Consider the following 15,186-nt stretch of genomic DNA (forward strand, 5'->3'; position numbering starts at 1 on the left):
TGAATGGAAAAAACAATAGCAAGCCCAGGCGATTATCCTTTATGCGAAAAGGGGGTCGGTTGGGTTTTGTCGTTGGTTAAGGGTTGTAACGGGATCATTCGGTACGGCCAGATAACCCTCCTATGCGAGCGTCATCAGCTCTATTTTTTTGAAAAAGATATTGACGAAAGAGGGGCAATAGATGATATGGTCAAACCATTGGTAGGAGTCATCATGGGCAGCACATCTGACTGGGAGACAATGCAGGCGGCTTGCACGATCTTGGACGAATTGCAGGTGCCGTATGAAAAGAGAGTCGTATCCGCACACAGAACGCCGGATTTGATGTTTGATTATGCGGAGGGGGCGAAGCAGCGCGGCCTGGAGGTCATTATCGCCGGAGCGGGCGGAGCCGCTCATCTGCCGGGCATGGTGGCAGCGAAGACAGAGCTGCCCGTCATTGGCGTCCCTGTGAAATCATCCACCCTGAACGGGCTCGATTCGCTCCTGTCGATCGTGCAGATGCCGGGGGGCGTTCCGGTCGCGACGGTGGCGATCGGCAAGGCCGGGGCTGTCAATGCAGGCTTGCTGGCGGCGCAAATCCTGGGGATCAAATACCCGGAGATACAGGAGCGCTTTGTGGCCAGAAGAAAGGTCGTCCGCGAGAAAGTGCTGGCGGACAGTGAACTGGCATGATGGAGAATAAAGAGATCGCGAAACGCGACAAGCAGATCAAACCGGGAGCGACAATCGGCATTCTGGGCGGGGGACAGCTGGGACGGATGATCGCCCTGGCGGGGAGAGCCATGGGCTACCGGTTTGTCACCCTGGATCCGACAGAGGACGCCCCGTGCGGACAGACGGCCGATCGCCAAATCGTGGCCCGCTACGATGACGTGGATGCCGCCCTCAAGCTGGCGGAAGCGAGCGACGTCATCAGCTATGAATTTGAAAATGTAGACGCTCGGGTGGCAGAGGTGCTGGAAAGCCGTTCTTACGTGCCGCAGGGAAGCCGCCTTTTGCGTATCACCCAGCACCGGATTCGCGAAAAGACCGCCATCCGGGATTTAGGTATACCAGTTGCGCCTTTTCGGGTAGTAGACAGTGTGGACAGCCTGCGGGAGGCCGTGGCAGAGCTGGGTTTGCCCGCTGTGATGAAGACGGCGACGGGCGGCTACGACGGCAAGGGACAGTGGGTGCTGCGCACCGAGGATGAGCTGGCGGAAGCCTATGAAACATTGGCCCGGGCAGGTACTGAGCTGATCGTCGAGCAATTCGTTCCGTTTGTCATGGAGCTGTCCGTGATCGCCGCCCGCAATCCGGCAGGCGAGCTGGCTGTCTTTCCGGCTGCGGAAAATGTGCATGTGGACAACATTCTCCACCTCTCCATCGTGCCTGCCCGCGTACCGGACGAGGTGCGGAAACGGGCGGAGGAGATGGCCCGGACCATCGCCGAAAAGCTGGACGTGGTCGGGCTGGTCGCCGTGGAGATGTTTCTTGGCAAAAACGGGGAACTCTATGTAAATGAGCTGGCGCCTCGCCCTCACAACTCCGGCCACTACACCATGGATGCCTGCGTCACCTCCCAGTTTGAGCAGCATGTCCGGGCTGTTTGCAATCTGCCGCTGGGATCGACGGAGCTTACGTCTCCAGTCGTCATGGTGAATATCCTGGGCGAGCATCTGGAGCCGGTGCTTGCGAAGATCGGGAGCCTGCCGCCGTCGGCCAAGCTGCACCTGTACGGCAAGGCGGAGAGCAAGGCCAAGCGAAAAATGGGTCACATCAACATTCTGGCGCCCTCTGTCGAAGAGGCGCTGCGAGATATCGAACGACTGGAAATCTGGAACAAAGCGGAGGGACAAGCATGATTGAACGATATACAAGACCGGAGATGCGTGCCATCTGGACGGAGGAAAACAAATTCAAGGCCTGGCTGGAAGTAGAGATACTGGCGTGCGAAGCATGGTCCAAGCTGGGCGTCATCCCGGAGGAAGACGTGAAAAAGCTGCGCCAGCATGCCAGCTTTGACATCAACCGGATCTATGAGATCGAGGAAGAGACGCGCCACGACGTCGTCGCCTTTACCCGTGCGGTATCGGAGACGCCGGCGCTCGGCGAAGAGAAGAAATGGGTGCACTACGGACTCACCTCGACAGATGTGGTCGATACGGCGCTGTCCTACCTGCTGCGTCAGGCAAATGAGATTTTGGAAAAGGATCTGGAGGATTTCCTCGCGATTCTCGCCGACAAGGCGCGGGAGCACAAGGATACCGTCATGATGGGACGGACGCACGGTGTGCACGCGGAGCCGACCACTTTCGGCCTGAAGCTGGCCCTCTGGTACGAAGAAATGAAGCGGAATCTGGCCCGTTTCCGCGCAGCCAAAAAAGAGGTCGCGTATGGCAAAATCTCCGGGGCTGTCGGTACGTATGCCAATATCGATCCGTTCGTGGAAAAATACGTATGCGAAAAACTGGGACTGGAACCGGCCCCGATCTCCACGCAGACGCTGCAGCGCGACCGCCATGCCGAGTACATGGCTACGCTGGCGCTGATCGCCACCTCGCTGGACAAGTTTGCCACGGAGATCCGCGGCTTGCAAAAGAGCGAGATTCGCGAAGTGGAGGAGGCCTTTGCCAAAGGGCAGAAGGGTTCTTCCGCCATGCCGCACAAGCGCAACCCGATCGGCTCCGAGAATATCTCCGGTCTGGCCCGCGTGATCCGCGGCCATATGCTGTCCGCTTACGAGAACGTGCCGCTCTGGCATGAGCGCGACATCTCGCACTCCTCGGTGGAGCGGGTCATCCTGCCGGATGCGACGCAGCTCTTGAACTACATGCTGCGCCGGTTTATGAATATCGTGAAAAACCTGACCGTCTTCCCCGAGAACATGAAGCGGAATATGGATCGCACCTTCGGCCTGATCTTCTCCCAGCAAGTAATGCTGAAGCTGATCGAAAAAGGCATGAGCCGCGAGCAGGCTTACGACATCGTACAGCCGCGCGCCATGCAGGCCTGGGAAGAACAGCGCTCCTTCCGCGAGATCTTGGAGAGCGATCCGGCCGTAACCGCGGCCCTCAGCCCGGCGGAGCTGGACGACTGCTTCGATCATCGCTATCACTTGAAGCATGTGGATACGATTTTTCAGCGGCTGGGCTTGCTGTAGCATCCATACGATTCGCATCGATTCCGCATCGATTTGCAAAAAGGATTTCCCGCATGTCCATCGACAAACCCCTGAGGTGTCGGTGTGCATGCGGGTTTTTTACGTTTATCATGGGTGCTGGAACCGCGGCTTCTTCCCCCCGCAGCCCTTAATGGGAAGAGGCAGCCCCCACCTTACAAAACTGTAAGCTAGATGAAATGTAACTCGATGGTTCAATGCTCCCGGGACTTTTACAATAAAGTCAATTCATACGAAATTCCATTCATACAGAAAAAAAGAACGAACGGGAGCAAGGACCATGAATACTGTGAGAGCATTGCAATCAACCGACCACAAACGCATCTACGAAGAATATGCGGCGAGGATCACCCGCTACTTTCGCTACCGCATCCGCAACAGCTGGGATGTGGAGGATTTGACCACGACGGTTTTTATCAAGGTGTACGCCAAGCTGGACCAGTACGACGGGCGCCATCCGTTTGGGGCGTGGATCTTCCGGATCGCGCACAATACGCTGATCGACTATCTGCGGAAGAAGCGGGAGTATCCGGCGGAGCAGGAGATGTTCGCCAGCCTGGTCGCCAGTGAAAAGCTGCCGGAGGAGCGGGTGTTGAAGCAGGAGTCGGATGAAGACCTCTGGAGAAACGTCAAAACGCTGACTGTCGATCAGCGCAATGTCATCTCCCTCCGCTACCTGGCCGATCTGCGCATGAACGAAATCGCAGAGATTCTGGGCAAGTCGGAAGCCTCCGTCAAAATCCTGCATTTTCGCGGAATCAAAAAACTGCAAAAGATGATGGTGCCGCAAGGATAGCCCTCTCATCCAGAAACCGGAACGTTCTCCCATGGTGGGGCGTATCCGGTTTTTTGGTATAGTAGATAGAGAGATTCAGATAGCGAGGAGTATGATCGATGTCGAAGATTATGATCGTGGAGGACGATCCGAAAATCAATCAACTGCTGCAGGGTCAATTGGAAAAATATGGGTATCATACGGTAAATGTGATTCATTTTGATCAGGTAATGGATGTCTTTTCCCAGGCACAGCCGGACCTCGTCTTGCTGGACGTCAATCTGCCCAAATTCGACGGGTTTTACTGGTGCCGGCAGATCCGCCAGGTCTCCAATTGCCCGATCCTGTTCATCTCGGCCCGCGAGAGCAAGATGGATCAGGTGATGGCGCTGGAAAACGGGGCGGACGACTACATCACCAAGCCGTTTGACTACGACGTGGTGCTGGCGAAAATCCGCAGCCAGCTTCGGCGGGCTTACGGCATATACGCGGCGCAGGAGACGGAGCGGACGCTGGAGGTAGCCGGCTTGCGCCTGTTTTTGGAGCGGATGGAACTGACCATGGAGGGAGAGAAGACGGAGCTCAGCAAAAAAGAGGCGCTGCTGCTGGAGGCGCTGTTCAATCAGTACCCGCGCGTGGTCAGCCGGGAGCGGCTCTTGGAAAAGCTGTGGGACGAGCAGTTCGTCGATGAAAATACGCTGAATGTCTACATCACCCGTGTGCGCGGCAAGCTGAAAGAGCTGGGACTGGACGGGGCGATTGAAACCGTGCGCGGCTCCGGCTATCGGCTGAAGGTCACCTGGGAGGAGAAAGCATGAAGCTTTTCCTGCGCGATCAATGGTCCTTTCTGCTGATGTTTTTTATCCAGCTCTTTATTCTGGTGCTCACCTTTGCTCTGGACGGGTACTGGAATCCCTCGCTGATTCGCTATGCCGTCTTCCTGTGCCTATTTTGCGGCGGCTGTTTTCTGGTGATCCGCTACCTGACCAACCGGCTGGTTTACCAACGGCTGAGCAACCCGGTGAAGTCGCTGGAGGAGCTGACGCTTTCCCACGGCCATTCGCCGCTGGGACGGGCGATGGACCATACCTTTCAGCATCATTACCGGCTGTTCAAGGATCAGCTGCACGCCTACGAAACCAAGCAGCGCGATCACACGACATTTATCCAGCAATGGGTGCACCAGATGAAGACGCCCATTTCCGTGATCCACCTGCTGCTGCAGGATGAAGACGACGCCCGGCTGGAAAGCGTGCGGGAAGAGGTGGACCGCCTCAAGCGGGGCTTGGAAACCGTGCTCTACAGCGCCCGTCTGGACCGATTTGAACAGGATTTCCTCATCGAGCCGGTCTCGCTGCGAAAACTGGCGCAAAGCGCCGTGTCAGAGAACAAGCGTCTGTTCATCCGCAATCAGGTCTACCCCGAGCTGGCCGTGGGCGAGGGCTGGGTAGTCGAATCGGATGAAAAGTGGCTCTCTTTTGTGTTGAATCAACTGTTGACCAACGCCGTCCGGTATTCGGACAAAAAGGGGAGCAAAGTGACGATTCGCTCGTATGCGCGCGGGAAACACGCCGTCCTGGAAGTAGAGGACAGCGGCATCGGCATTCCGCCGGAGGATGTGCAGCGCGTCTTTCAGCCGTATTTTACCGGAGAAAATGGACGCCGCTATGCCGAATCGACCGGGATGGGCCTGTATTTGGTGAAAGAGATCTGCCAGCGTCTCCATCATGACGTGGAGCTGGATTCCACCGTGGGCGCCGGGACGAAGGTGCGCATCGTCTTTTACTCAGTCGTCCCAACCTTACAAGAACGTAAGCCGGATGAAAGCTAATTCGATGGCTTGCGGATGCGCGCTTCTTTATAGTGGGAAGTGGAAAAGGATGCTGACCATTTACAAGGATGCGAGAAAGGAAGGGAGAAGCGCACATGGATATGCTGCATGTGAAGCGCCTCAGCAAAATATATGGAGGCAGGGTAACCTATCGGGCATTGACCGATATTGATTTTACGATTAAAAAAGGGGAGTTCGTCGGAATCATGGGGCCGTCGGGAAGCGGAAAGACGACGCTGCTCAATATGATCTCGACGATCGACTCGCCGACATCCGGGGAAGTTCTGCTGAACGGCACCAACCCGCACCAGTTGAAGCGGGCCGAGCTGGCCTTGTTCCGCAGAAGAGAGCTCGGCTTTGTCTTTCAGGACTTCAACCTCCTGGATACGCTGACCATCGGCGAGAACATCGTCCTGCCCCTGACGCTGGACGGCAAAAGCGTAGCCGAAATGGACGAGAAGCTGAGTGCGGTCGCGGAAAAACTGGGAATCACGGACATTTTGGAAAAGCGGACCTACGAGGTCTCGGGAGGGCAGCGGCAACGGGCGGCCATCGCCCGCGCGATTATCCATACGCCGTCGCTCCTGCTGGCGGATGAGCCGACCGGCAATCTCGACTCCAAAGCATCGCGCAATGTGATGGAAACCCTGGAGGCGATCAACAAGACCGACGGGGCGACGATGATGATGGTGACGCATGACCCGCTCGCGGCGAGCTATTGCCACCGCGTCCTGTTCATCAAGGACGGGCAGCTGCACAATGAAATGTACCGCGGAGACAGCAGACAGGCATTTTTCCAGAAGATCATCGATGCCTTGTCGCTTTTGGGAGGGAACCTGCATGACCTTTCGTCAATTCGCGTTTAACAACGTCTCCCGGAACAAGCGGACCTATGCGGCTTTCTTTCTCAGCAGCGTCTTCTCGGTGTTGATCTTTTTCATCTACGCGATGTTTATCTTCCATCCCGGTGTCGAGGACGGCAAAGTACACCGCTTCGTCGCGTCGGGAATGGTGGCGGCGGAGTACATCATTTTCCTGTTCGCGTTTTTCTTCCTGTTCTACTGTGTCGGAGCCTTTCTGAAGCGGCGGGAGAAGGAATTCGGGATCTTGATGATGCACGGTATGACACGTGGTCAGCAAAATGTGCTGATTTTCATGGAAAACATGATGATCGGCGCGCTCTCACTCCTGTTCGGGATTGGCCTCGGCATGGTGCTGGGCAAGCTGTTCTTCCAATTTGCCGGATTCCTGCTGGATGTGGAGCCGCTCCCCTTCTATCTGCCCTGGGAAGCGATGCTGCTGACGATCGGCTGCTTTTTATTCCTGTTTGTGGCGATCTCCGTGTTCACCCTGCTGTTTTTGAAGCGAAAAAGCCTCCTGGAGCTGCTGCAGGGAAGCCAGCGTCCCAAGCAGGAGCCCAAGGCGTCCGTCTTTTTGTCCCTCTTGGCTGCCGTCTTGCTGGGCCTTGCCTATACGCTGGCATTCTGGGTCGAAGGACCGCTGGTCGTGGTGATGCTGATTCCGGTGAGCGCCTTGACGATCGCCGGGACGTATCTGCTGTTTACCCAGCTCAGCGTCTTTTTGATCAGGCTGCTCAAACGAAACCGGCATTTTTACTGGAACCGGACCAATATCGTCACGCTGTCTGATCTGGCTTACCGGATGAAGGACAATGCGCGGATGTTCTTCCTCGTCTGTATCGTCTCGACCGTGGCGTTTTGCGCGATCGGCACCCTCGCCGCCCTGGCCTCCTCGATCACGGAAACGACCGTAAAGACCAATCCGTTTGCTTTCAGCTACCGCGCCGTCGCGGACGAGAAGCGGAATGCCGAGCAGGTGGCCAAGATCGATCAGGCTTTGCAGGCCGGGGGCTTTGCCTTTGAAAAGCTGGAAACGACGACGAAGTACCTGTCCAGAGGAGAGGAATTCGAAGACGTCGCCATCATCGGCTTGTCCGAGTACAACCGGGCAGCGCGTGCCGCCAACCAGGAGGAAGTGGAGGCAGGGGAAGGAGAGGCCGTCTTTTTCCAGCTCTGGCCGGGCGAAAAGATCGATCTTCAGCCGTTTGTCACAGGCGGTCAGTCCTTGCAGCCAAAAGTAGTGACGATGATGCCTGTGCTGTCGTCGTTAAACGCCTCGCGCATCGTCGTGGTGCCGGATCAGGTGTTTGCCCAAACGACGGCAGATGGTTTGGAAAACAACTATTTGTACAGCGTAGAGGATTGGAAGCAAACCAATGAGCTCAGCGAAAAGCTGATGACAGAACTGAGCGAGGGCGACACGGGGCCGTATTCCTTCCGCGCCCGCGCTCCGATCTATCACGAACTGAAGCAAATGGCCAATACCAGCCTCTTTATCGGCTTGTTTGTCGGGTTGCTGTTTTTCGTCGCGGCAGGGAGCTTCCTCTATTTCCGGCTCTATACCGATCTGGAAAACGACCGCAGACAGTACGGGGCGATTACGAAGATCGGACTGTCGGAGCGGGAGCTCTCCCGAATCGTCACGACACAGGTGGCTCTCCTGTTCTTCGTCCCGATTCTGGTCGCGATCGTCCACAGCGCGGTGGCTTTCTTCTCACTGCAGAGCCTGCTGAAGCTGATGCTGATCGCTTCTGTGGCAAAACCGACCGCGATCGTCCTGGCCAGCTTCGTGCTCGTGCAGTTCATCTATTTCTGGATCATTCGCAACCGCTATCTGTTTAATTTAAAGCAGTCACTCGGGTAAAGTAGCGGGTCGAACCATAGGAAAAAGCAGATTCCCTGCAAGGGACCCTTGTCGGTCTGGCGGAGAATCTGCTTTTTTTGTGCATACCGATTCCGCAATTGCGTCATTCTTTCGAAAAGCGGGTTGCAATTGACAGAATACCGTTTTATAGTTTCAACCAATGAATGAAATTCGTACCAAATCCTCATTTTCCGGCCGAACAGCGATGAATTTTGAGAGAATACAGGCCGATATCAGGAAATGAAACAGCGGGGGAGGCTTCCGATGATCTATTGGCAGTTGTTTTTGGCCTTTTTTCGAATCGGCCTTTTTGGATATGGAGGAGGACCGACGATGGTCCCCTTGTTTTATACCGAGTGTGTAAAGAAGTACAAATGGGTGAAGGAAGAGGACTTTACTGATAATCTGGCGATGGCCAACGCCCTTCCCGGACCCATCGGCACCAAACTGGCAGCCTATGTCGGCTATCACGTAAAAGGCTGGACGGGGGCGCTCATCGCCAACTGCGCGATGGTGCTCCCTACGGTGCTGGTCATGATCGGCCTGCTTCAAGTCATCTACCGGTGGAAGGATGCGCCAGGCGTCTACGGGATGATCCAGGCGATTCAGCCAGTGATCGCCGTGATGACGGCTGTCCTCACGTGGGAGTTCCTGCAAAAAGGCTGGCAGGGGAGCAAAAAGAAGAGCGGTGCCGTGGCCATGCTCGCGCTCTCTCTGGTGATGCTGCTCTTTTTGGACTGGCATCCCGGCATTGTCGTCGGGATTGCACTGGTCCTGTCTTTTGGCTATGCCACCTGGGCCATTTACAAGCAGCGCAGGAGCAGAGGCGATGAGGGGGGAGCCGTATGATATACCTGCAATTGTTTTGGGCCTTTTTTATCTCCAATATTCTCGGGTATGGAGGCGGACCGCCTAGTATCCCTCTGATTCAAAATGAGGTCGTCGACCATTACGGCTGGCTGTCGATGCAAGAATTCGGCGAAATTCTCGCTGTCGGCAACGCGCTTCCCAGTCCGATTGCGACCAAGCTGGCGGGTTACATCGGCTACCAGGTGGCAGGCGTTCCCGGTGCCGCAGTCGCCCTGCTGGCTACGATCGCACCGACAGCAATCGCCATGATTCTGCTGCTGGGTTTTCTCAATCTCTTTCGCAATTCTCCCCAGGTGAAGGCGATGACACAGTCTGTCCGCCCGATCGTCACGGTGCTGCTGGGCGTAATGACGTATGAATTTCTAAAAGGTGCGGTTGAAGGAATTGGCTGGATGCAGACGGGCATCCTCACAGCCGCATCGTTTCTCTTGTTGGAAAAGTGGAAGCTGCACCCTGCTCTTGTGATCGTGATGGCGATGGGATACGGATTTTTCTTTATCGGCTAAACATTACAGTGAACGGAGGACCTTCGAATGAACCACTTTGATGCAGCTGTCCGCTCCGTGGCGATTTTCGGGGGAGACGCAAAAGTAGTCTCGCTCCGCGGTCATCCCAGGGTTGCGCTCCTTTTTCCCGAAAATCGCCACTCCGCTCGGCAGGGCTCCACAGTCGCACCGCAGGGAAACATGCTTCTTCATGTAACCATGGGTTAAAATTCTGTGGGTAAAGCTGGCGTCGAAGTTCAGAAGAATGAACAGCTTTGAGGTAGTACGCCTGGCTAGAACGCCATATGCCTTAGACAGGAAGTGCTAAAAATCCACCCCGAAGAAAGCAGGCTGTCCCGAAGAAGAAGCATGTTCCCATGCGCAGCGACTTTGCGGAGCCCATCTAAGCGGAACAGCGGCCCGCGGGAAAAAGGGGCGAAACGTGGGATGACCTCGGAGCGCTACCGCTTTTGAGCACCCCCGCGGGCCGCTGTGGAGCGGACAGTGAATCATCCTCGCAGGGCGGAGAACGGAGCCAAGCATGGGAACATGCTTCTTCTCGCAACAGTTCCGTTACTCGTTTAGGAAATTCAACGTAATCTACATGTCTCCAAGGTAAAAACAGACAGGAATTGAAGCATAAAATGAAGAAACATTCAAAAAACAAGCCATCGGAGGGAAAGCATGAGCCTGCAAAAGTTGAGCGAAGCCATTCAAGCCTATATCCGACCCGACACCTTTCCGGTCGGGGTCAAAATCGTCAAAAACGATAGCGATCTCCCAGCCAAAGCGAAGCGTCCGTCGCGCGATTTGGGGTATCTGATCACCATCTGCCAGGCCGTCAGCTTTTCCCGGCGCTACGGCTGGACCATCGCCATGAACGGAGCCGATCTCTCCTGTCCCATCGCACAGGTGGCGTTTGGTTACGAGGAGCAGCTGCCCTTTTACTCCGAAGGGCATCTTGCCTGCGGGATGTACACGGATTCTCTGGAGGCCGGAGCGAAAAGCGAGCAGGATGTGCCCAAATTTTCGCCGGAAGAGAGCGGGTACTACGTCTCCTTTCCGCTGGAGCGGGCGACGGTCGAACCGGATGTGGTCGTGATCTACGGAAATTCCGCGCAAATCATGAGACTGGTCGCGGGGATGCTGTACAAGCGGGGAGGTTCGATTCCCTCTACCTTCTCCAGCCGGGCGGACTGTGCCGATATCGCGATCAAGCCGCTGCAGACCGGGGAGCCGCAAGTGATCGTCCCTTGCTATGGCGACCGGCTTTTTGCCCAGACGCAGGATCACGAGATGGCCTTCAGCTTTCACTATCGCGACGCTGAAGAACTGATCGAGGGTTTGGAAGGAACCAACAAGGGAGGAATCCGCTATCCCATCCCGACCTATCTGCGCTACCAGGCGGAGTTCCCGCCGACGTATCAGAAGCTGGCGGCTATGTTTCCCGGTGCGGCTGCCAAGGGAAGTGCGGAGGAATGAGACGGGTCTTGGGGACCAAAAGCCGCTCTGTGCTAATCGGTTTGTTCGCGGTTCTCTTGTCAGCCGGGATGTACTGGTTCAACCAAGAGGCGAGTCAGATTCGGCATATCCCCTTTTTCGAAAAGCAAGCGCTGGATCAGGTCAACTTCCGGCAGTTGTGGGAGTCGTTTCGCCAAAAGGCGGGCATCTCTGAAGACGCGCGAATACAAGACTACAAGCTGGTTTACGACCAGCAGGGACAGATCGAGTCATTGCGCTTTTCGGTCCTGGACCCGATGGACAGCGGCTATCTGAAACACACGTACCATACCTGCAGGGCATGCGAAGATCAAGAGAAAAGCATCGTTTCAACCGCCAAGCAAAAGCTCGAAGGGGTAGACCATCCCCAAAATATAGAGGCGGACCGTTTTTTTACGATGCTGGATACCGTGTTCCGGGATCGATTTTGGCATCGGGAGGGGTTTTCCTACTATCTTGCTGTTAGCGAGGGCATACCGGCTTCCGTGGCTCTGCCCGGGACGTATTATGCGCTTGCGGAAACAGAGATTCGGCCGCTCCCTTTTGCGAAAGGAAAGGACAGGGCGGTTGAGGGGGTCACCATGCAAATCATCGGGGCAGACAGTCCGGGGCCTTTTTCGACAGACGAGCATAATGCTGTCAACATCCTGTTGGAAAAATGGAGCGGCGGGTAGACAGCGCTTATCCCTGGCGGTGATCAAACCTCAATTCACCAAGAGCATGGCTGAAGGACGGGCGTGAAAAAAGAATGCCATGCAAAAACAATCGGGATGAAGGATGTAAAGGAACGAAAAGCAAGAAGGATGAAAAACGAAGCAGGATCAGGAACGGAAACATCGCTAGAAGCCGAGGCAAGAAGGGAGAGAGGACTGCTCCCCACTACAGGCGGCAGTCTTTTTTTGGCTTGCCCCTAGTCCACAGATTCCATCCTGGGAAAAGGCAGGGACAGGGCGGCGAAATTTGATTAAAAATTTGTAAAAAAGTGGAGAATCATGCAATATTGTTACGAAAATTCTACGAATACGTATTTCTTATAGAAGAGAGAATCAAAGAGAGGAACGAGACGGTTGTTCGTGACTATTCGTACCATGTCGGTCGCTGTTTGTACCCTGTTTGTCTTTTTGCTGGTGCCCGCCTCGCCTGCACAGGCGGCCACCCACGTCGAGATCGCGGTTGATCAATTGAATATTCGCAGCACTCCCGGTACCGATAACCCGATTATCGGCACCCTTGCCAAAGGAATGCGGCTCTCGATCCTCGCACAGCAAAAGGATTGGACAAAAGTGAAGCTGGCAAATGGACAGGAGGGCTGGGTCCACAGCAAATACACCGATTGAAACCTTTATTCGCGTAAAAAATCCCGATACCAATCTGCGCAGCGATCCGAAGACCAATTATCCGGTCGTGGGCATTGTGCAGCCGGGCCACATGTTTCCGATCGTCCAAACCGAGGGAGACTGGTATCTGATTCAGTTTCCCGACCAGTCCTTCGCCTATATCGCGAGCTGGATTGTGGACCGGGTGCTGCCGGACGGAAGCCAGATGCTGGGCGGAGCCGACAGCCTTGGGATCGACTGGGGCCACGGGATGACCGGCAGCGAGACCGTCTATATTTACCACACGCATAACCGGGAGTCCTGGCGCAATGTCGCCAGCCACACAAACGGCAATTCCGTAGATGATCCCGCGATGCGATTGGAAACGGCTTACCCTGGCTTGTCGCGCGGAATCATTCTGAAAGGGAGCAGAAGCCTTGGCTGATGTGTTGGTTCACCATATTTTGGAATCGCAAATTGCTTTTAAGCAGTAGCAACCAGGAACGAAGTGCAGGATCATGCCGAGCGAGGGAAAAGTCGGTGTGCACGCAAAACTGCCCCGGAGATCATACCGGGGCAGTTTTTTTCTATTCGCGTGCCCAGCAAGCCGTTAATTGCTAGTTGGTGAAAGTCCAACCGAGGTAAGAGCCAAGTCGCCTCGTAGCTGACAGGCAACTGGTGGAGTGATCCTAAGGTTGAAGCCCTGTGACAAAGTAACCCGAAAGGGTGCAAGCAAATCAGCAGACCGTAACATAAAGTGAATCCTGCCGCCTCGTTAAGAAAGACCATTGTAAGATGGACAAGGAGGAGCCGAGCCTGGGGGAAGTGGGCGAAGGCCACGGAAGGTGTGTAGAACTTGGATCGCAGCACTCAAGAACCTCTCGGGGTAAGGGGAACGGTATGCTGAGAAAGTAAGGAACGGAACTGGGGAGACCCTACTTTGCACACTCCGTCGGAGTGTAAAGCGGAAACCTATAACCGTAAGGGAAGTGGTGGACGGCAGAGAGGGAGTCGGAGGGGCTCATAGTACCAGAGAAGTGGAGACAACAAAACTCCATGGAGGAAAGGAGCCCTGCTTTGTTCACGGGTTGAAAGGAGGTAAGAGTGAGTGAATGCAAGTAAACTTGCTAACTACACCGATGCAAAAGCTCGACAACTTTGGACAACCCTATATCTTTGTGCCAAGGAAAATCCAAAACGGCGATTTCATGCTCTGTATGACAAGGTGTATCGTCCTGACATCCTCGCCGAAGCATGGCGCAGAGTGCGTGCCAACAAAGGAAGCGGCGGAGTGGACGGACAGACAATCGAAAGAATTGTACATGAATACGGAGAGAGTAAATTCCTCAATGAAATCTACCTCGACCTAAAGAGAAAACGGTACCATCCGGCACCAGTTCGACGCACGTACATTCCAAAAGCGGATGGGAAGCAAAGACCGCTTGGCATCCCGACGATACGAGATCGAGTTGTCCAAATGGCAACCAAAATGGTCATTGAGCCAATTTTCGAGGCGGACTTTAAAGATTGCTCATATGGATTCCGACCGAAACGAAATGCCCACCAGGCGATTGCACAAATCAGAAAAGCGAGCAAACAGGCATATTGGGTAGTTGATGTAGACATCAAGGGGTACTTTGACAACATCAATCAGGAGAAGCTGATGAAACTGGTTGAGCAAAGGATTTCGGACCGCAGAGTACTAAAACTGATTCGAAAATGGCTGCAAGCAGGTGTCATGGAAGGTGTACAGTTCCATGAAACGGATTGGGGAACTCCGCAAGGAGGAGTAATTTCGCCGCTGCTTGCGAACATTTACCTCAACTACATGGATACAATCTGGGAGAAACAATTTTCTCATCTTGGCAAATTAGTTCGATACGCCGATGATTTCGTGGTCATGTGCAAGACGAAAAAGGATGCCTTGGAAAGCATTCAGGTTATAAAGGCCATTATGAGCAAACTTGACCTGACTCTTAGCAAGGAAAAGTCTCGATTGATCAATATCTGGGACAACACCGCAGGCTTTGACTTCCTCGGTTTTCATCATCGAAAATTTCCCGTTCTCATTAAAGGTGGAAAAAGGATATATGTCATGTCACATATTCCAAGCAAGAAAGCAATGAAAGAAATGAGACGGAAAATTAAGATGTACACCGAACCGCGCAGCAAGTTGTACTGGCCGCTGCATGAGGTGGTACAAGGGCTTAATCGAAAGCTTAAGGGATTCAAGAACTACTATTCAATTTCAACTATAGCAGCAAGATGGTTAAACAGAATTGATTGGTATGTAATAGAAAGGCTGACGCTATTCGTTAACAAGAAAAGGAATGTGCGAAACAAGCATTCCAGGGTCGGGGAGGTAATGAAAGCCACACGGGGATCATTGGTGAAACTTGCCGGAGAGGACTACCGAATGCCAAAGAAAGAAGAGCATCGGAAAGCCGTATGAGGGAAAACCTCACGTACGGTTTGATGAGGGGGAGCTGAAATGAGTAAGGCGACCATATGGTCGCCCAAAA

Annotated in this window: 15 protein-coding genes; all 15 read left to right on the forward strand. The window is 54.4% G+C overall.

Annotated features, from left to right (window positions below; all coding sequences use genetic code 11):
• Positions 1–186 precede the first annotated feature (186 nt).
• Entirely contained in the window at positions 187–675 is a 489-nt protein-coding gene (purE, locus tag JD108_RS02850) for a 5-(carboxyamino)imidazole ribonucleotide mutase (RefSeq protein WP_198828476.1), read from the forward strand.
• On the forward strand, positions 672–1,847 hold the full coding sequence (purK, locus tag JD108_RS02855) for a 5-(carboxyamino)imidazole ribonucleotide synthase (protein ID WP_198828477.1): 1,176 nt from the start codon (positions 672–674) through the stop codon (positions 1,845–1,847). The genes purE and purK overlap by 4 nt, the downstream gene beginning before the upstream one ends.
• Positions 1,844–3,145 (forward strand): adenylosuccinate lyase, encoded by a 1,302-nt coding sequence (gene purB / locus JD108_RS02860; protein ID WP_198828478.1) that lies wholly within the window; start codon positions 1,844–1,846, stop codon positions 3,143–3,145. The genes purK and purB overlap by 4 nt, the downstream gene beginning before the upstream one ends.
• A 298-nt stretch (positions 3,146–3,443) precedes the next feature.
• Positions 3,444–3,959, forward strand: a complete 516-nt coding sequence (locus JD108_RS02865; protein WP_198828479.1) for a sigma-70 family RNA polymerase sigma factor — start codon at positions 3,444–3,446, stop codon at positions 3,957–3,959.
• 98 nt (positions 3,960–4,057) lie between these two features.
• Entirely contained in the window at positions 4,058–4,756 is a 699-nt protein-coding gene (locus tag JD108_RS02870; protein WP_198828480.1) for a response regulator transcription factor, read from the forward strand.
• Complete coding sequence (locus JD108_RS02875) at positions 4,753–5,769, forward strand: HAMP domain-containing histidine kinase (RefSeq protein ID WP_198828481.1); 1,017 nt, start codon at positions 4,753–4,755, stop codon at positions 5,767–5,769. Before JD108_RS02870 ends, JD108_RS02875 begins: the two co-directional genes overlap by 4 nt.
• A gap of 95 nt (positions 5,770–5,864) precedes the next feature.
• Positions 5,865–6,635, forward strand: coding sequence for an ABC transporter ATP-binding protein (locus tag JD108_RS02880; RefSeq protein ID WP_198828482.1), 771 nt, complete (start codon positions 5,865–5,867; stop codon positions 6,633–6,635).
• Positions 6,610–8,493, forward strand: coding sequence for an FtsX-like permease family protein (locus JD108_RS02885; RefSeq protein WP_198828483.1), 1,884 nt, complete (start codon positions 6,610–6,612; stop codon positions 8,491–8,493). The genes JD108_RS02880 and JD108_RS02885 overlap by 26 nt, the downstream gene beginning before the upstream one ends.
• 264 nt (positions 8,494–8,757) lie before the next feature.
• On the forward strand, positions 8,758–9,342 hold the full coding sequence (locus JD108_RS02890) for a chromate transporter (protein WP_198828484.1): 585 nt from the start codon (positions 8,758–8,760) through the stop codon (positions 9,340–9,342).
• On the forward strand, positions 9,339–9,869 hold the full coding sequence (locus JD108_RS02895) for a chromate transporter (protein ID WP_198828485.1): 531 nt from the start codon (positions 9,339–9,341) through the stop codon (positions 9,867–9,869). Before JD108_RS02890 ends, JD108_RS02895 begins: the two co-directional genes overlap by 4 nt.
• Positions 9,870–10,532: 663 nt before the next feature.
• Positions 10,533–11,330, forward strand: a complete 798-nt coding sequence (locus JD108_RS02900) for a DUF169 domain-containing protein (RefSeq protein WP_198828486.1) — start codon at positions 10,533–10,535, stop codon at positions 11,328–11,330.
• Positions 11,327–12,022 (forward strand): hypothetical protein, encoded by a 696-nt coding sequence (locus JD108_RS02905; protein WP_198828487.1) that lies wholly within the window; start codon positions 11,327–11,329, stop codon positions 12,020–12,022. Before JD108_RS02900 ends, JD108_RS02905 begins: the two co-directional genes overlap by 4 nt.
• 399 nt (positions 12,023–12,421) lie before the next feature.
• Positions 12,422–12,685 (forward strand): SH3 domain-containing protein, encoded by a 264-nt coding sequence (locus JD108_RS22220; protein ID WP_228728276.1) that lies wholly within the window; start codon positions 12,422–12,424, stop codon positions 12,683–12,685.
• Positions 12,645–13,109 carry an SH3 domain-containing protein gene (locus tag JD108_RS02910; protein WP_228728277.1) on the forward strand — a complete coding sequence of 155 codons (465 nt, stop codon included), beginning with the start codon at positions 12,645–12,647 and terminating at the stop codon, positions 13,107–13,109. The genes JD108_RS22220 and JD108_RS02910 overlap by 41 nt, the downstream gene beginning before the upstream one ends.
• 663 nt (positions 13,110–13,772) lie before the next feature.
• Positions 13,773–15,116, forward strand: coding sequence for a group II intron reverse transcriptase/maturase (gene ltrA / locus JD108_RS02915; protein ID WP_198826945.1), 1,344 nt, complete (start codon positions 13,773–13,775; stop codon positions 15,114–15,116).
• The last annotated feature ends 70 nt before the right edge of the window (positions 15,117–15,186 follow it).

Origin of the sequence: Brevibacillus composti (genome assembly GCF_016406105.1) — a bacterium.
GTDB lineage: Bacteria > Bacillota > Bacilli > Brevibacillales > Brevibacillaceae > Brevibacillus > Brevibacillus composti.